This is a genomic window from Streptomyces sp. Act143, assembly GCF_003143935.1.
In the GTDB taxonomy this organism is placed as follows: domain Bacteria; phylum Actinomycetota; class Actinomycetes; order Streptomycetales; family Streptomycetaceae; genus Streptomyces.
On the sequence record NZ_QFRX01000001.1, the window covers coordinates 8,619,077 to 8,644,242 of the forward strand.

Below are 25,166 nucleotides of genomic sequence, written 5' to 3' on the forward strand. Positions count from 1 at the left end.
AATCGACAGCGTGTGCGGACATGACTGAGACGGGTGAATGCACTCATAAGCTCGTAGCTCCATTACTCCCTCCTCGTTACAGGTGATGCGATCCGCTACTTGGGACCGCATTGCCAACAAGGAGGAATAATGATCAAGAAGGTCGTCGCCGCTGCGGCTGCCACTGGTGGGCTGGTTCTCGCGGGCGCGGGCCTCGCTGCTGCCGACTCGGGTGCTCAGGGTGCCGCGGTGCACTCCCCGGGCGTCCTGTCCGGCAACGTCGTCCAGGTGCCGGTTCACGTTCCGGTGAACGTGTGCGGCAACACGGTCTCCGTGATCGGCGTGCTGAACCCCGCCTTCGGCAACACCTGCATCAACAAGTGACGTTGTGCCTCGCCCATAGGGGCTGAGCCCGTCGGCCTCGGAGCGCGCGCCATGCGCTCCGGGGCCGACCGGTCTTTTCACGAGGATTGCAGGTCGGAATCGAAAAGGCAGGGGGAATTCAGGAATGCGACAGGTCACCCGCAAAGGCCTGATGACGATGGCGGCCGCGACCGGTGTGATCGCCGCGGCAGGCGGCGCCGCGCACGCCGACTCGGGGGCGAGCGGCTCGGCGTCGAACTCACCCGGCGTCCTCTCGGGCAACACGGTGCAGGCGCCGGTGCACGCGCCGGTGAACGTGTGCGGCAACACGGTCAACGTCGTCGGTGTGCTCAACCCGGCGGTCGGCAACAAGTGCGCCAACCACAGCGGGTCGTCCGGCTCGGGCGGATACGGGGACTCCGGCGGGTACGGCGGCTCAGGGGGACACGGAGGCTCCGGCGGCGGCGCGTCCTCCGGTGGCCACGCCTCGGACTCGCCTGGTGTCGGCTCGGGCAACCACGTCGAGGCGCCGGTGGACGTTCCGGTCAACGTCTGCGGCAACAGCGTCGACATCATCGGGGTCGGCAACTCCACGACGGGCAACGACTGCGCGAACGGCGGCGAGAACCCGGGCGGCGGCCACCCGGGCACGCCGCCGGGCGGTGGCGGCCACCAGACTCCGCCCCCCGGCGGCCCGGAACAGCCGGGCAACCCGGGCACTCCGGGGAACCCCGGCACCCCTGGAAACCCGGGCACCCCAGGGACCCCCGGCACTCCGGGCAACCCGGGCAACCCGGGCAACCCGGTGGAGCCGGTCCACCCCGGCACCCCGAGCGCCCCGCCCTCCGCGGGCAACGAGACGCCGGGCGGCAACCACCCGGGGACCCAGACGGTCACGCAGCCCCGCGGTGCCGCCCAGCTCGCCCACACGGGCAGCGACCTGCCGCTGGGCCTGACCCTGCCGGTCGGCGCGGGCGCGCTGCTGGCGGGCACGGTGCTGTACCGCAAGGCTCGTGCCTCGGCGTAGCGCAGCGGACACGAAACGGAGCGGGCCCCGCCGATGCGGGGCCCGCTCCGTGTTCCTGGCCTCACCTCACCAAGTGGCACGCACCTGGCGGATGATCCTGCGGCGCAGCCGCACCTTGCGGCTTCCGTCACGCAGCAGGCTCAGGCGGTCCAACTCCCAGTGTCCGTACTCGGCATGGTCCGTCAGCAGACGTGTGGCGTCCTTGCGGGAGACCCCGCGCGGCACGTACACGTCGACAAATTCGTATTCCGGCATCGCATCTATTGTGCGGGCTGGGGCCTGGTACGGATAGCGTCTGCACTATGTCTGATGCTGAGCAGCCCACCGCTGCCGAGGTACGCGCCGCCGCCGAGGCGGTCAAGACCGCGCTCGACCGCCACCTGGCGGCGGTCGAACGCCGGTCGGGGGAGGACGACCAGGCCGTCTACGAGGCGTTCAACGAACTCGCCGCGGCCGCCGAGGCGTACGACGAGCTGCTCTACGACCGTTACGACGAAGTCACGCCCTTCGAGATCCCCGGCGCGGAGGAACTGCCGCCGTACGCGGGTCCCGAGGAACCGAACGCGCTGAGCGTGCTGATCCGCCGTGACTACGCGGTCGCGGAGCCGCAGCGGCTGCTGGCACAGGCCCAGCGCATCGAGTCCGCTGACTCCGACGCCGGGCCCTCCGGCGAGGGGGCCTCCGGCACGGTGCACGGGGCGCTGGGCCTGCTCTTCGGTGAGTACGAGCCGGACGAGATCGCCTCGCGGCACAAGGAGTTCGGCCTGGAGGAGGGCGACTCCACGCTGTGGGTGACCGCGGCGGAGGAACCGGCCGAGCCGGGCGAATGGCTGGACGCGCCCTTCGACGGGGTCGATCCGCAGCAGGTGGTGTGCCGGTTCGATGTGAGCGCGGTCTTCGACGACGAACTTGATGACGAGGTCGACGACGAGGGTGACGACGTCGACGAGATCGACGAGATCGACGAGGGCGACGACGTCGATGACGAGCTGGACGACCTGGAACCGCTGGACGCGGAACGCTAGCGCCGGCCTCCAGCCGGAACGGCGGCGGTCATGGGGATTGCTCCTCCGTGACCGCCGCCGGTTTGTGCACGGATGCGCCGTGCGCCTCCGGTGACTGCGGGGCGGCGGGGGCCGGTCGCGCGGCTTCCCGCACGCTCCGGGGGGTCAGCCCGACGTCGGCTGCGCGGCGAGCAGCACCGGAAGCCGGGTCGTACGCGGCTTCGCCTCGATCTCTGCCACTGCCCTCGGCAGGGCTTGGTCCGCGCCGTGGACCACCGACAGGTGGCGGGAGGCCCTGCCGAACGCCGTGTACACCCAGGGGCGGCTCAGAGCCTGGGTGGCGTCGCCCGGCAGGACCACGACCACGGCCGGCCAGCGTCCGGCCGCCGCCTGGTGAGCGGTCAGGGCCCAGCCATGGCGCACGGACTGCTCCACCCGCTCCTTCGGTACGACGACGTCCTCACCGGCGCAGGACAGGTGCAGGCCCTCGGCGTCCGCCTTCACCACGCGGCCGGGCAGGACGCGGCCCGGCGTGGGGGAGTAGGCGACACGGTCGCCGGGATCGAAACCGCCGAAGCGGCCCGGGCCCGGGTTGAGGCGCTCCTTCAGGGCCGCGTTGAGGACGCGGGTGCCCGCCGCCCCGCCGTGCCCCGGGGTGATGACCTGGGTGTCCTCGGCCGGGACGCCGATCGCCCGCGGCACCGAGTCGGCGACGAGCTGCACGGTCCGGTGCACCGCCTCGCCCGCGTCCCGCACCGGCACGATCACGACCTCCTTGCCGGGGGCCTCGACCTGGTTCAGCTCGCCGATGCCGATACCTGAGACCAGCTCGCCCAGCGGCCCGGGGTCGGGTCGCCGGGAGGCGACCTGGGGGCAGACGCGCGCGGCCAGCAGATCGGCGAACACCCGCCCCGGGCCCGCCGACCAGAGCACACCCGGGTCACCGGCCAGCACCAGCCGCGCCCCGTCGGGCAGGGACTCCACGAGCAGCGCCGCCGTCTCCACGTCCAGCTGGGGGGCGTCGACGACGAGCAGGAGATCCAGGTCGAGGGCGCCCTCGGCGTCCCGGCCGGGGCCCTCGGCGCCGGAGAGCAGGCCGCCGACCGTGGTCACGGTGGTCGCCCCGGACGCCAGGGCCGCGAAGCGGTCGCGCCCGAGGGGGCCGTGGGCCGTCGCCCAGACGCGCAGGCCGAGTTGCTCCGCCGCGTGCAGCAGTGCCGCCGGTTCCGCCAGGGACGCCTCGCCGCCCGTGTGGAGTACCAGGCCGTGGCCCGCGACCGCGCGGATCAGCTCACCGGCCGACGCCGGTGCGGAGCCCGCCGCGCGCTCCCACTCCTCGACCGACCCGTCCTGCTTCGGCGCCGAGTTGATGAGGCGGGCCAGCCCGTCGGCGAGGCTCTCCTCGGCCAGTGCGTACCGCTCCAGGCCGACCAGGACCCGGACCGGGCGCTCCTCGTCCTCGTCCTCGGGCTCCGGGGCCCGCGGGTCGAGGGCGTCCTGGAAGACCAGGGCCTCGCCCTCCGCGAGGGTGCTCTGCACGGCCGCGTCGGCGTCCGGCACGCCCTGCTTGCCCAGCGCGGCGGTGAGCGTGGGCAGTTCGAGCGCCGTGTGCCCGGCCGGGGCGGCCTGCTCCAGGAGCCAGACGGTGACGGCACGGCCCCGGCGCTCGTCGTCCGGGCCGCACTCCGCGCCGAGCAGTGCCCGCGCGAAGCCGTCGGCCTGCTCCGGCCGCACCCCGCCGACCCGCAGCAACTGCCAGGGATCGGCCCGCAGCCGCTCGGCCGCGCCCTCGCCGAGAGCGGCGGCGACCTGCGGGACGAGGGCCTCGGGGGCGCCGCCCTCGGCCAGGACGGCACGCACGGACTCGACGGCCTCCGCGGCCGGGGCCGCGGGCCCGGCCGGGGAGACGGGCCGGGGACGCGGCACGGGTTCCGGCGCGGGCCTACGCGGTGCCGGGGGCTCGCTGAAAACCGCCGCCACCGGCTTGGCCCCGCTCTCGACCGCCCGCACGGCCGCGAGCAGATCGGCCGCCTTGCCGCTGAGCTTGGCCCCGCTCTCGACGGGCCCCTGCTTCTCGGCCTTCCGCCGCGCGATCCGCTCCCGCTCGACCTTCTGCGCCGCGAGCTCGGCGGCGGCCTCGGACACCTGGGCAGCGGCCTCGCCCTCGGTGCCGGCGGCCTCGGCGGCAGGTTCCTCCGGGGTTTCCGCGTCGGCGGCCTCGGCAGCTTCCTCCGCGGTCTCCGCGCCGGCGGCCTCGGTGACGGCCTCCCCCGTGGTCTCCGCGGCGCCGCTCTCGGCGGCGGCCTGTCCGGTCGCCGCCGAGGCGTCCTCCCCGGTCGGTGCCTCCTCCGGCTCGGTCTCCTCCGTGGGCCCCGGCTCCGTGCTCACAGCGTGCTCCAGTCGTGATCGGGATAGCGGTGCACGGGCGCCGACACGTCGTCGAGCGCCCGGCAGATCTCGTCAGGAAGACTAAGGGCCTCCACTGACAATGCCGCCGTGAGCTGCTGCGCGTTGCGCGCGCCGACGATCGGGGCGGTCACCCCGGGCCGGTCGCGGACCCAGGCGAGGGCCACCTGGAGCGGGGTCACGGCGAGCCCGTCGGCCGCGGTCTGCACGGCGTCCACGATGCGGCTCGCCGTGTCGTCGAGGTAGGGCGCGACGAACGGCGCCAGATGTTCGGAGGCGCCCCGGGAGTCGGCGGGCGTGGCGTCCCCCCGGTACTTGCCGGTCAGCACGCCCCGGCCGAGCGGGGAAGACGGCAGCAGGCCGATGCCCAGGTCCAGCGCGGCCGGCAGCACCTCGCGCTCCACGCCCCGCTGGAGCAGCGAGTACTCCAGCTGCGTGGCCGCCAGCCGGGTCCGGGTGCCCGGTGCCGCCAGCTGCCAGGTCGCGGCCTTGGCGAGCTGCCAGCCGCAGAAGTTGGAGACGGCGGCGTAGCGCGCGCGTCCGCTGCTGACCGCCAGGTCGAGCGCCTGGAGCGTCTCCTCCAGCGGGGTCTCCGGGTCGTAGGCGTGGACGTGCCACACGTCGACGTGGTCCGTGCCGAGGCGGGTGAGGGAGGCGTCCAGCGCGGAGAGCAGGTGGCCGCGCGAGCCGTCGAAGCGGCGGTCCGGGTCCGGCACGCTGCCCGCCTTGGTCGAGATCACCAGGTCCCGGCGCGGGACCAGCCCGTCTATGAGACGTCCGAGCAGATACTCGGCCTCCCCGTCGCCGTACACGTCCGCCGTGTCGACGAGGCTGCCGCCCGCTTCCCAGAACGTCTTCAAGAGGTCCGCGGCGTCGTGCTCGTCGGTGTCCCTGCCCCACGTGAGAGTGCCGAGTCCGATACGGGACACGCGCAGGCCGGTGCGGCCGAGATGCCTCTGCTCCATGAGCGCCGACATTACTGGCCTGAACCAGTGGTGTGGGGGCCTGTGGACGACCAGTTTTCCTGATCGTCACGGCCACCTGTGTGGGCCGCGGAACACGACCGCGACCTGCCCCGATCCGCACCCCCGCGCTAAGGTCGGCGCACAAGGACGTTACTGATCGGTAAGGGGAATCCGCCATGCAGCTCGGGATCAACCTCGGCTACTGGGGCGCCGGAATGGACGCGGACAATCTCGCCGTCGCCCAGGAGGCCGACCGGCTCGGGTACGCCGTGTGCTGGGCCGCCGAGGCCTACGGGTCGGACGCGGCGACGGTGCTCAGCTGGGTCGCGGCGCAGACCGAGCGCATCGACGTGGGCTCCGCCATCTTCCAGATCCCGGCCCGCCAGCCGGCCATGACCGCGATGACCGCCGCGACCCTCGACTCGCTCTCCGGCGGCCGCTTCCGCCTCGGCCTCGGCGTCTCCGGGCCGCAGGTCTCCGAGGGCTGGTACGGCGTCAAGTTCGACAAACCACTGGCACGCACGCGTGAGTACGTCGAGATCGTGCGCAAGGCCATGACGCGCGAGCGGCTGTCGTACGACGGCGCGCACTGGACGCTGCCCCTGCCCGGCGGCCCCGGCAAGCCCCTCAAGCTGACCGTGCACCCCGAGCGCGAGCACATCCCGCTCTACATCGCCGCGATCGGCCCGAAGAACCTGGAGCAGACCGGTGAGATCGCCGACGGCGCGCTGCTGATCTTCCCCTCCGCCGCGCACCTGGAGGAGACCACGATCAAGCACCTGCGGGCCGGGCGCGAGAAGGCCGGGAAGACGCTCGAAGGGTTCGACGTCCACCCGACGCTGCCGCTCGCGGTGGGCGAGGACAAGGACGTGGCCACGCTCGCCGACACCTTCCGCCCCTACACCGCCCTCTACGTCGGCGGCATGGGCAGCGCCAAGCAGAACTTCTACAACCAGCTCGCCCAGCGGATGGGCTTCGAGGCGGCTGCCGCCGAGGTCCAGGAGAAGTACCTCGCGGGCGACAAGCAGGGCGCCGCCGCCGCGATCCCGCACGAGCTGATCGACCAGACGACGCTGCTGGGCTCCGTCGACCGCATCGCGGACCGGATGAAGGAGTACGCGGCGGCCGGTGTCACCTCGCTGAGCCTGGCTCCCGCGGGCTTCACGCTCGACGAGCGGATCGCCTCGCTCCGCGCCGGCGCCGAGGCCCTGGAGCGGGCCGGGCTCGCGTAACACGCCCGTCGGGAGCGCCGGAGGTTTCTGCGGCCGTGGTGGGGGCTCGGGGGTCTTCCCCGCCACGGCCGTCACGCAGAACAACGCGCGCGGGCCCGCCGGGTTACGCCCCCGACGTGACCCCGTGGGTCCTCCTTTTGGCGGAGTTGTCCGACACAACTGTTGCAGCACCCCTCGCGCCGCATTTGACTCGTTCTTTGCGGAATGCCGCGGAGTCCGGCAGAGAGGTGCCCACGATGCTTTCGGCCAAGAGTCTGTTCACCGAGATCCTCGACAACGACGATTCCTTCCGCCTGTTCTGCTCCATCGCCGCCAGCGGGGAGTCGCAAGGAGGCTGGGAGAACGCCCGCATCGCCGCCCTGGTCCCGAAGGACGAGCGCGCACTCGCCCCCAAGATCACCCGGCACGGGGCTGACGAGGACAAACACGGCCGGATCTTCAACGCCCTGATGAAGAAGCGCGGTCTCGAACCCGTCCCCGTACCCCCGGAGACCGACTACACGATGCTCCTGGAGCGGAACGGCATCGGCCTCGCCCACGACAAGCTCAAGGCCGACCAGCCCCTGACCGTGCAGGACATCGTGACCTACCTCGCGCACAGCAGGGTCACCGAACAGCGCGCCTCCGAGCAGATGGAGCTGCTGCGCAAGCACTTCGCCGACCATCCCGACCTCGGCCGGGCCGTGAGGATGATCTCCAACGACGAGGACAACCACCTCGCCTACTGCCACGAGGAACTGCTGCGCTTCGCGTACGCCGGCCACGGCCGGGACATCCAGCGCATCCTCCGGGAGTGCGCGCTCGCCGAGATCCGCGTCTACCGGGACGTCAGCCTCGCCGTCATGGCCCACATGGGCCGCATCCTGGGCTGGCCGCGGGCCAGGTCCGCGGTCCTCGCGGCGGGCATCCACGCGGTGTACGCCTACGAACGCGCCGCGGGCTGGCGCCGCATGGTGTCCCTGAAGATGCCCGAACGCCGCGACGCACTCGGCGGCCCCGCCACCGCCGCCCCCGAGTTCGCCTGAGCCGCGGGACGGCCCGGCCTACAGCCAGCCCCGGCGCTTGAACGTCCGGTACAGCAGCACCTCCAGCACGGCCATCAGCGCGATCACCGCCGGATACGACCACACCCAGTGCAGCTCCGGCATGTGGTCGAAGTTCATGCCGTAGATCCCCGCGATCATCGTGGGGATCGCGGCCATGGCCGCCCACGCGGAGATCTTCCGCATGTCGTCGTTCTGCCGGACGCTCATCTGCGCCAGATGCGCCGACAGGATGTCCGACACCAGCCGGTCCAGCCCCTCCACGGACTCGTTCACGCGCGTGAGGTGGTCGTTGACGTCCCGGAAGAAGGGGCGCGCCTTCTCGCTGACGAAGGGCACCGCGCCGCCGAACTGGCCGATTCCCGCCAGCCGGGTCAGCGGCAGCGCGAGCGGGCCGGTGGCCCGGCGGAACTCCAGGATCTGCCGCTTGAAGGTGTAGATCCGCGACGCGGTGTTGCGCGAGCCGCCGCCCCCGTCCGGCGAGAACACCTCCGCCTCCAGCTCCTCCAGGTCCGTCTGGAGCTCGGTCGCCACCTCCACGTAGTGGTCGACCACGGCGTCCGAGACCGCGTACAGCACCGCCGTCGGGCCCTTGTGGAGCATCTCCGGCTCCTGCTCCAGACGCCGCCGCACGGCCTTCAGCGGGGCGCCCTCGCCGTGCCGGACGGTCACCACGAAGGAGTCGCCGAGGAACAGCATGACCTCGCCGGTGGAGACCCGGTCGCTCCTCGGCTCGTACACCACCGGCTTCAGGACGAGGAACAGCGAGTCGTCGTAGACCTCCAGCTTCGGCCGCTGATGGGCCTTCAGGGCGTCCTCCACCGCCAGCGGGTGCAGCCCGAACTCCTGGGTGACGAGGCCGAACTCGCGCTCCGACGGCTCGTGCAGCCCGATCCAGACGAACCCGCCCGCCGCCCGCGCCTCCTCCAGGGCGGCGGAGAGGTCGTCGGGGCCCTCGGTGCGGTGTCCGTCGCGGTAGACGGCGCAGTCCACGATCACGGTGCGTATTCTCCCGTCGCCGGCCCGCCGGTGCACGCCCGCGTGCGCCTACCCTGGGCCGCATGCCCACGCTGATCCTCGTCCGGCACGGACGATCCACCGCCAACACCGAGGGCCTGCTCGCCGGGTGGACGCCCGGTGTCGCCCTGGACGAGCGCGGCCGGGCGCAGGCCGCCGCGCTGCCGCAGCGGCTCGCGGAACTGCCCCTCGCCGAGATCGTCACCAGCCCCCTCCAGCGCTGCCAGGAGACCCTCCAGCCTCTTCTGGACGCCCGCCCCGGACTGACCGCGCACACCGACGACCGCATCGGCGAGTGCCACTACGGCGACTGGTCCGGCCGCAAGCTCGCCGAGCTCGGGGACGAGCCCCTGATGCAGGTCGTCCAGGCCCACCCGTCCGCGGCCGCGTTCCCCGGCGGGGAGTCGATGCGGGCCATGCAGACCCGCGCCGCCGAGGCCGTACGGGAGTGGAACGCGCGCGTGGAGCGCGACCACGGCGCCGACGCCGTCTACCTCATGTGCTCGCACGGCGACATCATCAAGTCGCTGATCGCGGATGCTCTCGGTCTTCATCTCGACCTCTTCCAACGGATCTCCGTCGAACCGTGTTCCATCACAGCGATCCGTTACACCCGTCTGCGCCCGTTCCTCGTACGTCTCGGCGACACCGGTGATTTCACGTCCCTCGTGCCGCGCGAGGCACCCGAGGGCGGCGACGCCCCGGTCGGGGGTGGTGCGGGCGCACCGTGATCGTCGGGCGCAGTAGGGTGAAGCGGTCGCAAGTGCGGCGCACCCATCCACGACTCCAGGAGACAGGACGTGTCCCGTCAGGTGTTCCTCTACGACCCCCCGGACCGTTTCGTGGCCGGTACGGTCGGACTGCCCGGGCGCCGTACGTTCTTCCTCCAGGCCACCGCCGGCTCCCGGGTGACCAGCGTGGCCCTGGAGAAGACCCAGGTGGCCGCCCTCGCCGAGCGCATGGACGAGCTGCTGGACGAGGTGGTCCGGCGCAGCGGCGGCAACGCCTCCGTCCCGGCCGTGGCGCCCACCGAGATCTCCGACACCGCCCCGCTGGACACCCCCGTCGAGGAGGAGTTCCGTGTCGGCACCATGGCGCTGGCCTGGGACGGTGAGGAACAGCGCATGATCGTCGAGGCGCAGGCCCTCGTCGAGCTCGACGCGGACTCCGAGGAGGACCTCGCCGAGGCCGAGGAACGGCTCCTCCAGGACGAGGAGAACGGCCCCCCGATGCTGCGGGTCCGGCTCACCGGCGCGCAGGCGAGAGCCTTCGCCAAGCGGGCCCTGGACGTCGTCAACGCCGGGCGGCCGCCGTGCCCGCTGTGCAGCCTCCCGCTCGACCCGGAAGGACACGTATGTCCGCGCCAGAACGGATACCGCCGCGGAGCGTGACCACGGCAGAGCTGCTCACCCGCGGTGAGCTGACGGTGCGCGGACAGATCCGGGACGCCTCCAACGCGGTGCTGTACTGCTCCGTCGCCCACGAGGGCGAGGAGGCCTTCTGCGTCTACAAACCCGTCCGCGGCGAACGCCCCCTGTGGGACTTCCCGGACGGCACCCTCGCCCAGCGCGAGGTCGCCGCCTACGAGGTGTCCGAGGCGACCGGCTGGGGCCTGGTCCCGCCCACCGTGCTGCGCGACGGGCCCTTCGGCGAGGGCATGGTCCAGCTGTGGATCGAGGGCGCGCCCGGTGCCGAGCTGCTCGCCCTGGTCGAGGGCGAGGAACCCGAGCCCGGCTGGAAGGCGATCGGCTTCGCCGAGGCCGGCGACGGCAAGACCGCGCTGCTGGTCCACGCCGACGACGAACGGCTGCGCCGGCTCGCCGTCCTCGACGCCGTGATCAACAACGCGGACCGCAAGGGCGGCCACCTGCTGCCCGCCGAGGACCGCCTCTACGGCATCGACCACGGCGTCACCTTCAACGTCGACAACAAGCTCCGCACCCTGCTGTGGGGCTGGGCCGGGGAGCCCCTGACGGGGGAGGCGGTCGACGTCCTCAAGGGCCTCAAGGAGGCGCTCGGCGCGCAGGGAGCCCTGGCCGCTCGTCTCGCCGTACTGATCACGCCCGCCGAACTCGACGCCACCCGCGCGCGGGTGGACGAACTGCTCGCCACCGGCAGGCACCCGGAGCCGAGCGGCGAGTGGCCGGCCATTCCCTGGCCGCCCGTGTAGCAGCACAGGGGGCCGGTGGCGCGCAAGGACGCCTTACCGGCCATCCGGCCCGGTCCGGTTCGTATACGGAACATCCGTCCGGTTAGGCTCATGACATGCATGCCTGGCCCGCTTCCGAGGTCCCCGCCCTGCCTGGTCAGGGCCGCGACCTGAGGATCCACGACACCGCGACCGGCGGTCTGGTCACCCTCGACCCCGGTCCCGTCGCCCGTATCTACGTCTGCGGCATCACGCCGTACGACGCCACCCACATGGGGCACGCGGCGACCTACAACGCGTTCGACCTCGTGCAGCGCGTGTGGCTCGACACCAAGCGGCAGGTTCACTACGTCCAGAACGTCACCGACGTGGATGATCCGCTCCTGGAACGCGCGGAGCGGGACAGCGTCGACTGGGTCGCCCTCGCCGAGAAGGAGACGGCCCTCTTCCGCGAGGACATGACCGCCCTGCGGATGCTCCCGCCGCAGCACTACATCGGCGCCGTCGAGGCGATACCCGGGATCGTTCCGCTCGTCGAACGCCTGCGGGACGCCGGAGCCGCCTACGAACTCGAAGGCGACATCTACTTCTCCGTCGAGTCCGACCCGCACTTCGGCAAGGTCTCGAACCTCGACGCCGCCGCCATGCGGCTGCTGTCCGCCGAGCGCGGCGGCGACCCCGACCGGCCGGGCAAGAAGAACCCGCTCGACCCGATGCTGTGGATGGCCGCCCGGCCGGGTGAGCCCAGCTGGGACGGCGGCTCGCTCGGCCACGGGCGCCCGGGCTGGCACATCGAGTGCGTCGCCATCGCCCTCGACCACCTCGGCATGACCTTCGACGTCCAGGGCGGCGGCTCCGACCTCGCCTTCCCGCACCACGAGATGGGCGCCTCCCACGCCCAGGTGCTGACCGGCGAGTTCCCCATGGCCAAGGCGTACGTCCACGCCGGCATGGTCGCCCTGCACGGCGAGAAGATGTCCAAGTCCAAGGGCAACCTGGTCTTCGTCTCCGCGCTGCGCCGCGAGGGCGTCGACCCCGCCGCCATCCGGCTCGCCCTGCTCGCCCACCACTACCGGGCCGACTGGGAGTGGACCGACCAGGTGCTGGAGGACGCCGTCGCGCGGCTCGGACGGTGGCGTGCCGCCGTCTCCCGGCCCGACGGCCCGGCCGCCGAGGCGCTCGTCGAGGAGATCCGCGAGGCCCTCGCCGACGACCTGGACGCCCCGGCCGCGCTCGCCGCGGTCGACCGCTGGGCGGCCCGCCAGGAGGAGGCGGGCGGCACCGACGAGAGCGCGCCCGGCGTCGTCTCGCGCGCGGTGGACGCGCTGCTGGGCGTCGCGCTGTAGCCGACGGGAAGGGCGCTTCCGCCGCGCGGCGGAAGCGCCCTTCGTGTCACCTGGTGCCGGTCAGAGCTTGCGGATCTGGATGCTGCGCAGGATCTGCGGGGTCTGGGAGTCCCAGATGCCGATGACCTGGTGGCCGAAGGCGAACGCCTCCTGGACCTGGTCGTGGGTCTGCGCGTTCGGGTTGAACAGGACCCTCAGCTGGCCGGCGATGACCAGCCCGATCACGCTCGGCTGCCCCGGCAGCGGCTGGACGACGTCGACGTAGCCGTTGGCGATACCGGCCTGGAGCGCCTGCGTCTGGACCTGCTGCTGCACGTACTGGACGGCGGCCTGGGCGATCTGGTGGATGTGCTGCTGCACCTGCTGCTCGACCTGCTGCTGCTGTTGCTGCTGGCCCATCTGCTGCTGGCCGAAGCCCTGTTGCTGGCCGAGGCCCTGCTGCCCCAGCTGCTGGAGCAGTTGCTGATAGGGCTGCTGCTGGCCGAGCTGCTGGAGCTGCTCCAGCGACCCGCCCATGCCCATACCCATACCCATGCCCATGCCGGGCTGCTGCTGGCCGAACGGCTGCTGCTGGCCCTGGCCCTGGCCCTGGCCCTGCTGCCCGAACGGCTGCTGCTGTTGCTGGTAGGGCGAGGTGCTCGGGAACTGCTGTCCCTGCTGCTGTCCCGGTTGGCTCATCTGCGGGGTGGTGCTCATGCGGGTGCCACCTTCCCTTGATGGGTTGGGATTGCGTCAGCCGGTGACGACCAGGCCGACGATCTCGTCGTCCGCGAACCACACGCGGACGTCGGGCCGTCCCCCCGCGAAGGCGGAGTGCACCGCCTGGCGGATCTCCGGGGACGGGTGGTTGAGGTTCCGCCAGTCACCGGCCACGAACAGCCGGAGCCGCGGCGGGAGTTCGCGCGGATACGGCAGCAGCTCGTCCCAGTACCGCTCGGCCTGGCCCGAGCCGACCGCGTGCGGCAGCAGATGGGTGACCGCCGCCTTGATGTCGGGCCGGTTGCCGATCCGCTGGGAGGCCGGCCGGCCCGGCGCGTCCTGCTGCGGGGAGCCGGTCGCCCGCAGCGTCGCGCGGGCCTGCTCCGGCGACATCGGCGCCTGTGCGGCCGCCTTCAGCATGCCCTGGAGCGTGGCCAGGGCGCCCACCACCATCGGTGAGGCCGAGGAGGTCCCGGAGAACGCGTCCGTGTACCAGGCGATCTCCTCGGGACCGCCCTGGAGGTCGCCCGGCCGGTCCCAGAAACCGCCGGTGGTGGTGACCTCGCGCCCCCAGCCCTGGGCGTCCACGCGGGCACCGTAGTTGGAGAACGCGAGCCGGGAGCGGTCCGGGCCGTGGTCGCGGCCGTGCGTGCCGGGCGGCGGGGCGCCCGCGCCGACCAGGACGGCGCCGGAGGACTGGTTGGACGGGTTGAACGGGTTGCGCCACCACTCCGGGAATTCGTCGGGGCGACGCTCGTACACGGCGTCGTCGAGGGACTCGGCCCCGTTGCCCGCGGCTGCCACGACGATCACGCCCTTGGCGGTGGCGTGCCGGACGGCCGCGAAGTCGTCCGGCCACCATTCGAGGGCGACGTAGCCCTTCTGGTCGTCGCGGTCGGCGAAGTCCAGCCGCGGGCCCGGGCGGTGCAGCTCGATCAGCACGATGTCGCCGGGGCCGAGCCGGTCCGCCGCCGCGTGGATCGCGGCCGCGGTGCCGATGCCCTGGAAGGACGCGGCGGCCGTCACCGCGTCCGGCACGATGCCCGTGATCCCGTGCTCGTTGCGGTCGCCGCCGATCACGCCGATCACGGCCGTGCCGTGGTTGCGCCAGGCGATGTCGGTCAGCGGGGTGCCGACCACGACACCGGCGAGCTTGGCGGCCAGATCCTCGTGACCGAGCTGCCAGGAGCCCTCGACGTCGATCACCGTCACGCCCTGACCGGTCCCACCGGGCCGCTGCCAGGCCCAGTGGGCGTCGATCCCCTCGGGTGCGGGCCGCAGATATCCCTGTCGGCTGCTGAAGTCGGGGGTGGCCGGGGCGCCTTCCTTGAGCCGGCCGCCTTCCTTCGACCGCCCGCCCTCGTCCGGGCGACCGCCCTCCCGCAACCGCCCGCCGTCCTCACCGAGTTGCCCGAGCGAGGCGGGGACGGCCGGCGGCTTCACGTACGCTGTGTCGATGCCCGGCAGCGCGGCGATCCGCGAGCGCAGTTCCTGGGCGCGGCTCTGATCGCCCCGCACCCGGTAGAACAGCGCGAGGTCGGGCACGTTCTCGACGCTCGCCGTGGCCGACTGCTGCAACCTTTCTTCGCTTCCGAACAGCGGTTCCAGAGCGAGCTGTTCGTCGCTGAGGAACATATTGAGGGCCGATACGTCCGCGCCCGCCGCCGACCGGACGCCCTCCGCGCCGGCGCGCAGCCGGGCCTCGGGGCGGGCGACGACGATCAGTTCCTGCTCGGCTCCTCGATAGGTGAATCCCGCTCCGTCAGGCCCCGGCCCGGACGCTCCCGGGCCCTGCGCCGGCTGTACCTGGTCGGTCATCGGGTACCGCTCCCTTCGGTCCGTGCGGGTGCCTGGTTGGGGTGCGACAACTGGGGACTTGGTGCGCCTCCGGGGGACAACCAAGCACTCCTGCGGCCCCTCGTCCACCCCTGTCTTCGCCAACTCGGTTTGAAACAAGTTGAATTGGGTAACGTGTGCAATCCGCCCTGAAACAGATGTCACGTCATAATCCGGCCAAAGGCTGCGGAGGTGGCTGTCATGTGATGGGGTGGGAGCGTCTGTTGACCGTTCGGCCGGTGATCACCGGCCCCTTGGCAGAAGGACGCACAGTGGCACCCACAGCACGTTCCTTCGCACGTAGAAGACTGTTCACCGGAGCCGTGGCACTCACCGGAGCCGCCCTCCTCGGCGGCACCGCGCACGCGGCCGACAAGCCGAAGCCCGCCTGGCCCGACCAGTTCCCGCTGCCCGACGGCTTCCAGCCCGAGGGCATCACCATCGGCGGCACACCCTTCGCGTACTTCGGCTCCCTCGCCAACGGCGACATCTACCGGGCGAACCTCGCCACCGGCCGGGGCTCCGTCGTCAGCAAGGGCCTCGGCGCCGGACACCCCACCGTGGGCCTGAAGACCGGCCACGGCAGGCTGTTCCTCGCCGGCGGCGACAGCGGGGAGATCCGCACGGTGGACCTCCGCTCGGGCGCGATCGAGAAGGTGTACGCCACCGGCGGCACCTTCGTGAACGACGTGATCCTCACCCCGGGCGCCGCCTGGTTCACCGACTCCTTCAAGGCGCAGCTCTACCGTGTCGCCCTCGGCAAGCACGGCGAGCCCGGCAAGCTGACGGCGCTGCCCCTGTCCGGCGACTGGGTCCAGGGCGACGACTTCACCGCCAACGGCATCGAGCGCACCCCCGACGGCCGCGCCCTGCTCGTGGTGAACTGCTTCGCCGACGGCGGCACCCTCATGCGCATCGACCCGCGCACCGGAGCCGCGACCGCCGTCGACCTCGGCACCGCCAAACTCCCCAACGGGGACGGCATGTTGCTGCTCGGGCGGACGTTCTACGTCGTCCAGCAGGCCCAGAACGCCATCGACGTCTTCCGGTTGAACGCGGCCGGGACCAAGGGCACGGCGATCACCCGGATCACCGACCCGCGCTTCCGCATCCCGACGACCGTGGCGGCCTGGGGCGACCGGCTCTACCTGCCCAACGCCCGCTTCGACGTGGAGCAGCCGACGCCCGACACCGACTACGACGCGGTGGCCGTCCCGCAGGTGTGACGGCGGCCCTCGGGGCATGAAAAGGGGCGGTGCGCGCTGCGCGCACCGCCCCTGCCGCTACCCGGCCTCACTCCTCCGACGAATCCTCGCCGTCCGAGCCCGTCTCGGTCCCCGGCTCCCGATCCGGGTCCGTGCTCGGCCGGGTCGGCTTCGAGGGCCTGCTGCGTCCGGTGGGGTTGTCCCGGAGATACGACGCGCCGTCGCCGCTCTCCGTCGCGTGCCCGCCCGGCTGGCTGCCGCCGTCCCGGCGCCGCAGATACCGCTCGAACTCGCGGGCGATCGCCTCACCCGACGCCTCCGGCAGCTCGGCGGTGTCCCGGGCCTCCTCCAGCGTCTGGACGTACTCGGCGACCTCGCTGTCCTCGGCGGCCAGTTGGTCCACACCCACCTGCCAGGCCCGCGCGTCCTCGGGCAGCTCGCCCAGCGGGATGCGCACGTCGATCAGGTCCTCCAGCCGGTTGAGCAGGGCCAGCGTCGCCTTCGGGTTCGGCGGCTGCGAGACGTAGTGCGGCACGGCCGCCCACAGCGACACCGCGGGCACCCCGGCGTGCGTGCACGCCTCCTGGAGGACCCCGACGATGCCCGTGGGCCCCTCGTACTTGGTCTCCTCCAGGTCCATCCGCCGGGCCAGGTCCGGATCGGACGTCGTCCCGCTGATCGGGACCGGACGCGTGTGCGGGGTGTCGCCCAGCAGGGCGCCCAGGATCACGACCAGCTCCACGCCCAGTTCATGGGCGAAGCCGAGCAGCTCGTTGCAGAACGAGCGCCAGCGCATGGACGGTTCGATACCGCGGACCAGTACGAGATCGCGCGGCTTCTCACCGCCGACCCGGACCACCGAGAGCCGGGTCGTGGGCCACGTGATCTTGCGTACCCCGGCGTCCATCCACACCGTGGGCCGGTTCACCTGGAAGTCGTAGTAGTCCTCGGCGTCCAGCGCCGCGAACACCTCGCCCTTCCACTCCCTGTCCAGATGCGCGACCGCGGTGGAGGCGGCGTCGCCGGCATCGTTCCAGCCCTCGAACGCGGCCACCATGACCGGGTCGATCAGCTCGGGAACCCCCTCGAGCTCGATCACCCAGCGCCTCCTTCCGACGTGCCCTCCCGTACGCCCCAACCTTACGGCGTCCGGCGGGGGCGTCCGCAGCCCCCTTGCACGGGGGAGTGAACGCATCACTGCCCCATTAGCCACCCCGGAACACCCCCGGTCATCCGAGCTGTGCCGAATCACCCTGCACGGATGTCCCGCGGGCCGGTCGGTGACCCGGGTAGACGTCGGACCACGGCAGGCGAACCCGGGTAGGTCACAGCGACGCGCGCAGCCACTGCTCCACGCTCGCGATGTGCACCGTCGCCCACGACCGCGCCGCCTCCGCGTCCCGGTCCCGCAGGGCGGCCAGGATCATGCGGTGCTCGTGCAGGGTGCGGCTGACGGCGTCCTCCTGGGTGAGGCCGCGCCAGATCCGGGCCCGGGTGGTGGGGCCCGACAGCCCGTCGAGGAGCGAACAGAGCACGGAGTTGCCCGAGCTCTGCACGATGCCCCGGTGGAAGTCCAGGTCGCAGGCGACCAGCTCCTCCACGGACGGGGTGTCGCCGAGCTTGTCCAACTGGGCCGACAGCGCGTTGAGTTGCTGCTCGCTGATCCGGGAGGCGGCCATCGCGGTCGCGGCCGGTTCCAGGATGCGGCGCACGGCCAAAAACTCCAGGACGGTGTCGTCGCGGTGGAAGTCGACGACGAAACTCAGTGCTTCCAGGAGCAGTTGGGGATCGAGGCTCGTCACGTACGTGCCGTCGCCCTGCCGTACGTCCAAGATCCTGATCAGCGACAGGGCGCGCACGGCCTCACGCAGGGAGTTGCGGGACAGGCCCAGTTCCGCGGCGAGTTCGCTCTCCTTCGGCAGCCGGTCGCCGGGGCGCAGGGCGCCGGAGACGATCATGCCCTTGATCTTCTCGATCGCCTCGTCGGTCACTGCCATGAACGGCCTCCCCTGTGGTCCACGCGCCGGTCCGCCGAGACGTCCGATGTCTCACGCCATTATGGGGGCCGACAGGCCACGCAGGGAGCCGAATTCCCCGGTCAGGGCGGCCGGAACACCCCGCGGGACGGTGGACGAAGCGTGGTGCGCGACCACACGGCGCAGGAGAGGGGGCGGCTCCATCGGCGCGGAGCCGCCCCCTCTCGCCTGCCGGCCCCTAGGGGAGTAAGGGCCGTTTCCCGGTGCTTCCGGCGCCCGGTCAGGGGTGGGGCCGGACCGAGGGCTACTTCTTGTCGAGCAGGTCCTGGACCTTCGCCCGGACCTCGTCCGTCGCCAGACCCCGGATCGTCAGCGTCGTACGGCGACGCAGCACGTCGTCCGCCGTCTCGGCCCACTCGGTGTCCCGGGCGTAGACGACCTGCGCCCAGATCTCGGGGGCGTCGGGGTGGACGCGCTCGCCCAGCTCCGGGTTCTCGTTCGCCAGCCGGGCGATGTCGAACGCCAGGGAGCCGTAGTGCGTCGCCAGGTGCTTGGCCGTGTCGGCCGCCATGCGCGGGCCGGGGGCCGGGTTGTCGACCAGCAGGCGGTGCGCGACCGCACGCGGGTTGGCGACACCGGGCAGCGGCAGCTTCTTCGGCAGGGACGAGATCGGTTCGAAGTCGTCGCCCAGCGGGTGACCCGGCAGGGCCTCCAGCTTCTTCATGACCGTACGGCCGATGTGCCGGAACGTCGTCCACTTGCCGCCCGCCACGGACAGCATGCCGCCCCTGCCCTCGGTCACGACCGTCTCGCGCTTGGCCTTGGCGGTGTCACCGGGGCCGCCCGGCAGCACCCGCAGACCCGCGAAGGCGTACGTGATGAGGTCACGGTCGAGCTGCTGGTCCCGGATGGAGAACGCGGCCTCGTCCAGGATCTGGGCGGTGTCCTTCTCGGTGACCTTGACGTCCGCCGGGTCGCCCTCGAACTCCTCGTCGGTCGTACCCAGCAGGAGCATGTCCTCCCAGGGCAGGGCGAAGGTGATCCGGTACTTGTCGATCGGGGTGGCCAGCGCGGCCTTCCACGGCGCGGTCCGCTTCAGGACCAGGTGCGCGCCCTTGGAGAGGCGGATGGAGGGGGCCGCGTTCGGGTCCTCCATCCTGCGCAGGTGGTCGACCCACGGGCCGGTCGCGTTGAGCACGAGACGCGCGTTCACACCGAACTCGTCGCCCGACAGCCGGTCCCGCAGCTCGGCGCCCGTGACCCGGCCCTGGGTGAAGCGCAGGCCCGTCACCTCGGCGTGGTTCAGGACCACCGCACCCGCCTCGACGGCCGCGCGGACCGTCATCAGCGCCATGCGGGCGTCGTTCATCTGGTCGTCACCGTAGACGGCGACGGCCTTGAGGTTGTCGGTGCGCAGCTCGGGCACGTCCTGCGCCGCCTTCGCGGGGGACAGGAGGTGGCCGACGCCGTCACCGAAGGCGGAGAGCGCGGAGTAGGCGAAGACGCCCGCCCCGAGCTTCGCCGCGCCGTGCGGCCCGCCCTTGTACACGGGGAGGTAGAACGTGAGCGGGTTCGCCAGGTGGGGAGCCACCTGGCGGGAGACCGCACGGCGCTCGAAGTGGTTCTCCGCCACCAGCTTCACCGCGCCGGTCTGCAAGTAGCGCAGACCGCCGTGGAGGAGCTTGGAGGAGGCGGAGGAGGTGGCGCCGGCGAAGTCACCGGCGTCGACCAGAGCCACCCTCAGGCCGGACTGCGCGGCGTGCCAGGCGGTGGAGATGCCCAGGATGCCGCCGCCGATCACGAGAAGGTCGTACGACGCCTTGGCGAGCTGCTCCCGGGTCTCGGCGCGGCTCGGGTTGGAGCCGGAGGCCGGGCGCGTACCGAGGGCAGGCACGGACTGCAGGGTGGACTGACTGGTCATATCGGGTTCTTACTCCTCATCAGAGACGCCGAAGGGGGGAGGCCCTCAGCTCTCGTCCTCGAGCCAGCCCATGGTCCGCTCGACGGCCTTGAGCCAGTTCTTGTACTCACGGTCGCGGTGCTCCGCGTCCATGCGGGGGGTCCACTCGGCGGCCCGGCGCCAGTTGGCACGCAGGTCGTCGGTGCTGGTCCAGAAGCCGACGGCGAGACCGGCGGCGTAGGCGGCACCGAGGCAGGTCGTCTCGGCGACCATCGGGCGCACCACGGGGGCGTCCAGGAAGTCCGAGAGGGTCTGCATCAGCAGGTTGTTGGAGGTCATGCCGCCGTCGACCTTGAGGGCGGTGAGCTCGACACCGGAGTCCTTGGTCATGGCGTCCGTGATCTCACGGGTCTGCCAGGCGGTGGCCTCCAGGACGGCGCGGGCCAGGTGCGCCTTGGTGACGTACCGGGTCAGGCCGGCGATCACACCGCGGGCGTCGGAGCGCCAGTACGGGGCGAACAGGCCGGAGAAGGCGGGCACGAAGTAGGCGCCGCCGTTGTCCTCGACGGAGAGCGCGAGCGTCTCGATCTCGGCGGCGGTGGAGATCAGGCCCATCTGGTCCCGCATCCACTGCACCAGCGAACCGGTGACCGCGATCGAGCCCTCCAGGGCGTAGACCGGCTTCTGGTCGCCGATGCGGTAGCCGACGGTGGTGAGCAGACCGGAGTACGAGTTGATGATCTTCTCACCGGTGTTCATCAGCATGAACGTGCCGGTGCCGTACGTCGACTTGGCCTCGCCCTCGGCGAAACAGGTCTGCCCGAACAGGGCCGCCTGCTGGTCACCGAGCGCCGAGGCGACCGGGATGCCGCCGAGCAGCTCGCCGAGCTTGCCGCCGCTGACCTCGCCGTAGACCTCGGCGGAGGAGCGGATCTCCGGGAGCATCGACAGCGGCACGCCGATGGACTCGGCGATCTTCTCGTCCCACTCCAGCGTGTGCAGGTTCATCAGCATGGTGCGGGAGGCGTTGGTGACGTCGGTGTAGTGCTTGCCGCCGTTGACACCGCCCGTCAGGTTCCAGATGACCCAGGTGTCCATGGTGCCGAAGAGGATGTCGCCGGCCTCGGCGCGCTCGCGCAGGCCCTCGACGTTGTCCAGCAGCCAGCGGGCCTTCGGGCCGGCGAAGTACGAGGCGAGGGGGAGGCCCGTCTCGCGGCGGAAGCGGTCCTGGCCGACGTTGCGGCCGAGCTCCTTGCACAGGGCGTCGGTGCGGGTGTCCTGCCAGACGATGGCGTTGTGGACGGGCTCACCGGTGTTCTTGTCCCACAGCAGCGTGGTCTCACGCTGGTTGGTGATGCCGATGGCCTTGATGTCGTCCCGGGTGATGCCGGCCTTGTCGATGGCTCCGGCGACCACTTCCTGGACGTTGGTCCAGATCTCGGTGGCGTTGTGCTCGACCCAGCCCGGCTTGGGGAAGATCTGCTCGTGCTCCTTCTGGTCGACGGAGACGATACGGCCGTCGCGGTCGAAGACGATGCAGCGGGAAGAGGTCGTGCCCTGGTCGATCGCGGCGATGAAGGGGCCGGCGGTGTGCGCGTCGGTCACTGTGTGCTCCTGAGGTTCCGTGGATAAGCGGTCTGTCTACGGCTGCTTGCTACGAGTGCTTGCCACGCGGGCGTGCTCGCTGCGGGGGCTGGCCACGCGTGCGTGCTCGCTTGCGCGTGCTGCTTCTAAGCGAAAGCGACGTTGTAGATGCCTGCAGCGATCGCGGCGCCGATCAGGGGACCGACCACCGGGACCCAGGCGTAGCCCCAGTCGGAACCGCCCTTGTTGGGCAGCGGCAGGAGGGCGTGCACGATGCGCGGACCGAGGTCACGGGCCGGGTTGATGGCGTAACCGGTCGGGCCGCCGAGGGACAGACCGATGGCGACGACGACCAGGGCGGTGATCAGGGCGCCCAGGGTGCCCAGGCCGTTGCCGCCGTCGTTGAGGCCCTGCGTGAGGACGGCGAGCACCAGCACGATGGTGCCGATGACCTCGGTGGCGACGTTCTGCCAGGCGACCCGGATCTCCGGACCGGTGGAGAAGACGCCCAGGACCGGGCCGGCGCCCGCCTCCTGCGCCTCGACGGCCTTGGTCTTGGTGGCCTGCGCGCCCGGACCGCCGACGATCTCCCGGTCGGTGAGGTGCGCGTGGAACTGGCCGTAATAGGCGATCCAGACCAGAGCCGCACCGATCATGGCGCCGAGCAGCTGCCCGCCCCAGTAGATCGGCACGTCGCTCCAGGAGATGCCGTCATCCTTGATCGCGAGCGCGAGCGTGACGGCCGGGTTCAGGTGCGCACCGGACAGCGGTGCGGAGGTGTAGACGGCCGTGAGAACGGCGAAACCCCACCCGAAGGTGATGGCGAGCCAGCCGGCGTTACGGGCCTTGGAGGCCTTCAGCGTCACGGCGGCGCACACGCCACCGCCGAGCAGGATGAGTATGGCGGTACCTATGGTCTCGCCGATGAAGATGTCGGAGCTGGACACCCGCGACTCCTTTGTCCTTCGTCCAGGGAAAGCGGAACCCCGGGTCCCTCCGGTGGTTCGCGTGCCCTCGGGGGTGAGAGCGTTGCCGGCCCTTGGCGTTGTCACACTCTAGCGCGTATTGCCGGTAGGTGTTCGACAATGCCGACCGATGGACGGGAGTCTTGCTCCGGCGTTACGTGCGCGTCAAGGGTTCTGTTATCGAAAGTACGATCGTTATTGATTGCTGTGGGCTATTGATCTTCAGGCGGGACACCTGTGGCACCTCGCCCGATATGTCCACTTCAGGGTATGGCGAAGTCCGGGGCGCCGTCGCGGCGTCCCGGTGGCTCTTACCGAGTTCTCAGCGCTTCTGGGGCCCTAGAAGCGGCCGGCGCCCAGGTCCCGGGACACCGCGCGGGCGCAGTCCCGTACCGCGGCGATCAGCTCGGGCCGCAGCTCGCCGTCCCGGCACAGCCGCTCCACGGCGCCGGTGATGCCGACCGCGCCGACCGGCATCCGCCGCCGGTCGTGAATGGGGGCGGCGACACCCGCGACGCCCTCCCAGGTTTCCTCCACGTCCGCCGCGTAGCCACGCGCGCGCGTGATGTCCAGGACGTTCTCGAAACTCTCCAGCTCGCACACCGTGCGGTCGGTGAACGGCTTGCGGTCCGCCTCGATCGCCTCGCTGTGCGCCACCGGGTCGTACGCCGACAGCACCTTGCCCAGGGCCGTGGAGTGCAGGGGCTGCATGGCCCCGATCTCCAGCACTTGACGGCTGTCGTCCGGCCGGAAGACGTGGTGCACGATCAGCACGCCCTGCTGGTGCAGGACCCCGAGATAGACGCTCTCGCCGCTGGAGCGGGCCAGGTCGTCGGTCCACACCAGGGCCCGCGCCCGCAGTTCGTGCACGTCGAGATAGGTGGTGCCCAGCCGCAACAGCTCGGCGCCCAGCTGGTAGCGGCCCGAGGCGTCGTCCTGCTCGACGAAGCCCTCCTGCTGGAGCGTGCGCAGAATCCCGTGCGCGGTGCCCTTGGCGAGGCCCAGGGCCGAGGCGATGTCCGACAGGCCGAGCCGCCGCTCGCCGCCCGCGAGCAGCCGCAGCATCGCGGCCGCCCGTTCGAGCGACTGGATGTTCCGTGCCATCGCCGTCCTGCCTCCGTCCCCTTCGACCGTCGACCCGCGACGTCCGCTGCCGCCGTTCGGCAATGTCGAACACTACTAGTCCATGCCGACCGACCGCCAATGGTTGGGCGACACGTTTGCGCCACTCGACGCGCAGTCTTACGTCACTCGTATCCCGCTGGTGACCTGCCCGTCATCCTCGTCCGCCCCGTGGACGCCCTGACCATCCGGCTCCGGTCCCGGCTACCCTGGCGGCGTGCGTCCACCGCGGGAGGTCCCGCGGAAGGGCGCAAAGCCGACAGCCGTCGCACCCAAAGGGAGCCCTTTCATGGCCTCGTTGCCACCGTCCCCTTCCGCCGACAGCCGGACCCGCGTGTCCGCGCTCCGCGAGGCGCTCGCCACCCGTGTGGTGGTCGCCGACGGAGCCATGGGCACCATGCTGCAGGCCCAGGACCCCACGCTCGAGGACTTCGAGAACCTCGAAGGCTGTAACGAGATCCTCAACGTGACCCGCCCGGACATCGTCCGCTCCGTCCACGACGCGTACTTCGCGGTGGGCGTCGACTGCGTCGAGACCAACACCTTCGGGTCCAATTACACGGCCGCCTCCGAGTACGACATCGCCGACCGGGTCCACGAGCTGTCCGAGGCCGGCGCCCGCATCGCCCGCGAGGCCGCCGACGACCACACCGCCCGCGACGGCCGCCAGCGCTGGGTCCTGGGCTCCGTCGGCCCCGGCACCAAGCTGCCCACCCTCGGCCACATCGACTACGCCACCATCCGCGACGGCTACCAGGCCAACGTCGAGGGGCTGCTCGCCGGCGGCGCCGACGCCCTGATCGTCGAGACCACCCAGGACCTGCTCCAGACCAAGGCCTCCGTCCTCGGGGCTCGCCGCGCCATGGCGGCAACCGGCGCCGACGTGCCCCTCGTGGTCTCCATGGCCTTCGAGACCACCGGCACCATGCTGCTCGGCTCGGAGATCGGCGCCGCGCTGACCGCGCTGGAGCCGCTCGGCATCGACATGATCGGCCTGAACTGCTCCACCGGCCCCGCCGAGATGAGCGAGCACCTGCGCTACCTCACCCGGCACTCCCGCATCCCGCTGCTGTGCATGCCGAACGCCGGCCTGCCCATCCTCACCAAGGACGGCGCCCACTTCCCCCTCGACCCCGAGGGCCTGGCGGACGCGCAGGAGAACTTCGTCCGCGACTACGGCCTGAGCCTCATCGGCGGCTGCTGCGGCACCACCCCCGAGCACCTGCGCCAGGTCGTCGAACGCGTCCGCGACCTCACCCCCGCCGAGCGCCACCCCCGGCCCGAGCCCGGGGCGGCTTCGCTGTATCAGACGGTGCCGTTCCGTCAGGACACGTCCTATCTGGCGATC

The 25,166-nt window shown here is 71.7% G+C and carries 23 protein-coding genes; 11 read left to right on the plus strand and 12 right to left on the minus strand.

Going from position 1 to position 25,166, the window contains the following annotated elements:
* Positions 1-129: 129 nt before the first annotated feature.
* Positions 130-363, plus strand: a complete 234-nt coding sequence (chpH, locus tag DI272_RS39390; RefSeq protein WP_109499954.1) for a chaplin ChpH — start codon at positions 130-132, stop codon at positions 361-363.
* 124 nt (positions 364-487) lie between these two features.
* Positions 488-1,369 (plus strand): chaplin, encoded by an 882-nt coding sequence (locus tag DI272_RS39395; RefSeq protein ID WP_109499955.1) that lies wholly within the window; start codon positions 488-490, stop codon positions 1,367-1,369.
* Between the two features lie 66 nt (positions 1,370-1,435).
* On the opposite strand, the gene DI272_RS39400 is transcribed toward DI272_RS39395, so the two are convergent.
* Positions 1,436-1,624, minus strand: coding sequence for a DUF5703 family protein (locus DI272_RS39400; protein WP_030053310.1), 189 nt, complete (start codon positions 1,622-1,624; stop codon positions 1,436-1,438).
* 47 nt (positions 1,625-1,671) lie between these two features.
* Here DI272_RS39400 and DI272_RS39405 point away from each other — a divergent pair, with 47 nt between their 5' ends.
* A complete protein-coding gene (locus tag DI272_RS39405; protein WP_109499956.1) occupies positions 1,672-2,394 on the plus strand; it encodes a hypothetical protein in 723 nt (240 codons plus the stop codon).
* Between the two features lie 144 nt (positions 2,395-2,538).
* Here DI272_RS39405 and DI272_RS39410 read toward each other — a convergent pair whose 3' ends face one another.
* On the minus strand, positions 2,539-4,761 hold the full coding sequence (locus DI272_RS39410; protein WP_109499957.1) for a helix-hairpin-helix domain-containing protein: 2,223 nt from the start codon (positions 4,759-4,761) through the stop codon (positions 2,539-2,541).
* Positions 4,758-5,744 (minus strand): aldo/keto reductase, encoded by a 987-nt coding sequence (locus DI272_RS39415; protein WP_109499958.1) that lies wholly within the window; start codon positions 5,742-5,744, stop codon positions 4,758-4,760. Before DI272_RS39415 ends, DI272_RS39410 begins: the two co-directional genes overlap by 4 nt.
* 176 nt (positions 5,745-5,920) lie before the next feature.
* On the opposite strand from DI272_RS39415, the gene DI272_RS39420 reads away from it, so the two are divergent.
* Together DI272_RS39420 and DI272_RS39425 are read left to right on the plus strand one after the other, a co-directional pair.
* Complete coding sequence (locus tag DI272_RS39420; protein WP_109499959.1) at positions 5,921-6,976, plus strand: LLM class F420-dependent oxidoreductase; 1,056 nt, start codon at positions 5,921-5,923, stop codon at positions 6,974-6,976.
* 236 nt (positions 6,977-7,212) lie between these two features.
* On the plus strand, positions 7,213-8,001 hold the full coding sequence (locus DI272_RS39425) for a ferritin-like domain-containing protein (protein WP_109499960.1): 789 nt from the start codon (positions 7,213-7,215) through the stop codon (positions 7,999-8,001).
* Between the two features lie 18 nt (positions 8,002-8,019).
* Here DI272_RS39425 and corA read toward each other — a convergent pair whose 3' ends face one another.
* Positions 8,020-9,018 carry a magnesium/cobalt transporter CorA gene (gene corA, locus DI272_RS39430; RefSeq protein ID WP_181387462.1) on the minus strand — a complete coding sequence of 333 codons (999 nt, stop codon included), beginning with the start codon at positions 9,016-9,018 and terminating at the stop codon, positions 8,020-8,022.
* 62 nt (positions 9,019-9,080) lie between these two features.
* On the opposite strand from corA, the gene DI272_RS39435 reads away from it, so the two are divergent.
* The 4 genes from DI272_RS39435 to mshC all read left to right on the plus strand — a co-directional run bounded on the left by DI272_RS39435 (position 9,081) and on the right by mshC (position 12,531).
* Positions 9,081-9,767 (plus strand): histidine phosphatase family protein, encoded by a 687-nt coding sequence (locus tag DI272_RS39435; RefSeq protein WP_109499961.1) that lies wholly within the window; start codon positions 9,081-9,083, stop codon positions 9,765-9,767.
* A gap of 69 nt (positions 9,768-9,836) precedes the next feature.
* Positions 9,837-10,427, plus strand: a complete 591-nt coding sequence (locus DI272_RS39440; RefSeq protein ID WP_109499962.1) for a DUF3090 domain-containing protein — start codon at positions 9,837-9,839, stop codon at positions 10,425-10,427.
* A complete protein-coding gene (locus DI272_RS39445; RefSeq protein ID WP_181387463.1) occupies positions 10,391-11,206 on the plus strand; it encodes an SCO1664 family protein in 816 nt (271 codons plus the stop codon). Before DI272_RS39440 ends, DI272_RS39445 begins: the two co-directional genes overlap by 37 nt.
* 95 nt (positions 11,207-11,301) lie before the next feature.
* On the plus strand, positions 11,302-12,531 hold the full coding sequence (gene mshC, locus DI272_RS39450; RefSeq protein WP_109499964.1) for a cysteine--1-D-myo-inosityl 2-amino-2-deoxy-alpha-D-glucopyranoside ligase: 1,230 nt from the start codon (positions 11,302-11,304) through the stop codon (positions 12,529-12,531).
* Between the two features lie 60 nt (positions 12,532-12,591).
* Here the strand turns inward: mshC and DI272_RS39455 are convergent, their stop codons facing one another.
* Both DI272_RS39455 and DI272_RS39460 read right to left on the minus strand, forming a co-directional pair.
* Complete coding sequence (locus tag DI272_RS39455) at positions 12,592-13,227, minus strand: hypothetical protein (protein ID WP_109499965.1); 636 nt, start codon at positions 13,225-13,227, stop codon at positions 12,592-12,594.
* A 36-nt stretch (positions 13,228-13,263) separates the two neighbouring features.
* Positions 13,264-15,048 carry a S8 family peptidase gene (locus DI272_RS39460; protein WP_109499966.1) on the minus strand — a complete coding sequence of 595 codons (1,785 nt, stop codon included), beginning with the start codon at positions 15,046-15,048 and terminating at the stop codon, positions 13,264-13,266.
* A gap of 290 nt (positions 15,049-15,338) precedes the next feature.
* Here DI272_RS39460 and DI272_RS39465 point away from each other — a divergent pair, with 290 nt between their 5' ends.
* Positions 15,339-16,292 carry an SMP-30/gluconolactonase/LRE family protein gene (locus DI272_RS39465; RefSeq protein ID WP_109499967.1) on the plus strand — a complete coding sequence of 318 codons (954 nt, stop codon included), beginning with the start codon at positions 15,339-15,341 and terminating at the stop codon, positions 16,290-16,292.
* A gap of 67 nt (positions 16,293-16,359) precedes the next feature.
* Here the strand turns inward: DI272_RS39465 and DI272_RS39470 are convergent, their stop codons facing one another.
* The 6 genes from DI272_RS39470 to DI272_RS39495 all read right to left on the minus strand — a co-directional run bounded on the left by DI272_RS39470 (position 16,360) and on the right by DI272_RS39495 (position 23,800).
* Positions 16,360-17,370, minus strand: coding sequence for a PAC2 family protein (locus tag DI272_RS39470; RefSeq protein ID WP_109499968.1), 1,011 nt, complete (start codon positions 17,368-17,370; stop codon positions 16,360-16,362).
* Between the two features lie 226 nt (positions 17,371-17,596).
* On the minus strand, positions 17,597-18,268 hold the full coding sequence (locus DI272_RS39475; RefSeq protein ID WP_109499969.1) for a FadR/GntR family transcriptional regulator: 672 nt from the start codon (positions 18,266-18,268) through the stop codon (positions 17,597-17,599).
* Between the two features lie 283 nt (positions 18,269-18,551).
* Positions 18,552-20,168: a glycerol-3-phosphate dehydrogenase/oxidase gene (locus tag DI272_RS39480; protein WP_109499970.1), complete on the minus strand. Its 1,617-nt coding sequence runs from the start codon at positions 20,166-20,168 to the stop codon at positions 18,552-18,554.
* Between the two features lie 45 nt (positions 20,169-20,213).
* Entirely contained in the window at positions 20,214-21,752 is a 1,539-nt protein-coding gene (gene glpK / locus DI272_RS39485; RefSeq protein WP_109499971.1) for a glycerol kinase GlpK, read from the minus strand.
* 125 nt (positions 21,753-21,877) lie between these two features.
* Positions 21,878-22,678, minus strand: coding sequence for an MIP/aquaporin family protein (locus DI272_RS39490; RefSeq protein ID WP_109499972.1), 801 nt, complete (start codon positions 22,676-22,678; stop codon positions 21,878-21,880).
* 357 nt (positions 22,679-23,035) lie between these two features.
* On the minus strand, positions 23,036-23,800 hold the full coding sequence (locus DI272_RS39495; protein ID WP_109499973.1) for an IclR family transcriptional regulator: 765 nt from the start codon (positions 23,798-23,800) through the stop codon (positions 23,036-23,038).
* Between the two features lie 307 nt (positions 23,801-24,107).
* Here DI272_RS39495 and DI272_RS39500 point away from each other — a divergent pair.
* A partial coding sequence (locus DI272_RS39500; RefSeq protein WP_181387464.1) for a homocysteine S-methyltransferase family protein occupies positions 24,108-25,166 on the plus strand: 1,059 nt, incomplete at its 3' end.

Bases quoted from the DNA above. Each gene is read 5' to 3' on its own strand.
- DI272_RS39405 (WP_109499956.1), top strand. From the start codon at position 1,672: ATGTCTGATGCTGAGCAGCCCACCGCTGCCGAGGTACGCGCCGCCGCC.
- DI272_RS39480 (WP_109499970.1), bottom strand. From the start codon at position 20,168: ATGACCAGTCAGTCCACCCTGCAGTCCGTGCCTGCCCTCGGTACGCGC.
- DI272_RS39415 (WP_109499958.1), bottom strand. From the start codon at position 5,744: ATGGAGCAGAGGCATCTCGGCCGCACCGGCCTGCGCGTGTCCCGTATC.
- DI272_RS39420 (WP_109499959.1), top strand. From the start codon at position 5,921: ATGCAGCTCGGGATCAACCTCGGCTACTGGGGCGCCGGAATGGACGCG.
- DI272_RS39460 (WP_109499966.1), bottom strand. From the start codon at position 15,048: ATGACCGACCAGGTACAGCCGGCGCAGGGCCCGGGAGCGTCCGGGCCG.
- DI272_RS39455 (WP_109499965.1), bottom strand. From the start codon at position 13,227: ATGAGCACCACCCCGCAGATGAGCCAACCGGGACAGCAGCAGGGACAG.
- DI272_RS39495 (WP_109499973.1), bottom strand. From the start codon at position 23,800: ATGGCACGGAACATCCAGTCGCTCGAACGGGCGGCCGCGATGCTGCGG.
- DI272_RS39400 (WP_030053310.1), bottom strand. From the start codon at position 1,624: ATGCCGGAATACGAATTTGTCGACGTGTACGTGCCGCGCGGGGTCTCC.
- DI272_RS39425 (WP_109499960.1), top strand. From the start codon at position 7,213: ATGCTTTCGGCCAAGAGTCTGTTCACCGAGATCCTCGACAACGACGAT.
- DI272_RS39435 (WP_109499961.1), top strand. From the start codon at position 9,081: ATGCCCACGCTGATCCTCGTCCGGCACGGACGATCCACCGCCAACACC.
- DI272_RS39445 (WP_181387463.1), top strand. From the start codon at position 10,391: ATGTCCGCGCCAGAACGGATACCGCCGCGGAGCGTGACCACGGCAGAG.
- DI272_RS39395 (WP_109499955.1), top strand. From the start codon at position 488: ATGCGACAGGTCACCCGCAAAGGCCTGATGACGATGGCGGCCGCGACC.
- DI272_RS39475 (WP_109499969.1), bottom strand. From the start codon at position 18,268: ATGGCAGTGACCGACGAGGCGATCGAGAAGATCAAGGGCATGATCGTC.
- mshC (WP_109499964.1), top strand. From the start codon at position 11,302: ATGCATGCCTGGCCCGCTTCCGAGGTCCCCGCCCTGCCTGGTCAGGGC.
- chpH (WP_109499954.1), top strand. From the start codon at position 130: ATGATCAAGAAGGTCGTCGCCGCTGCGGCTGCCACTGGTGGGCTGGTT.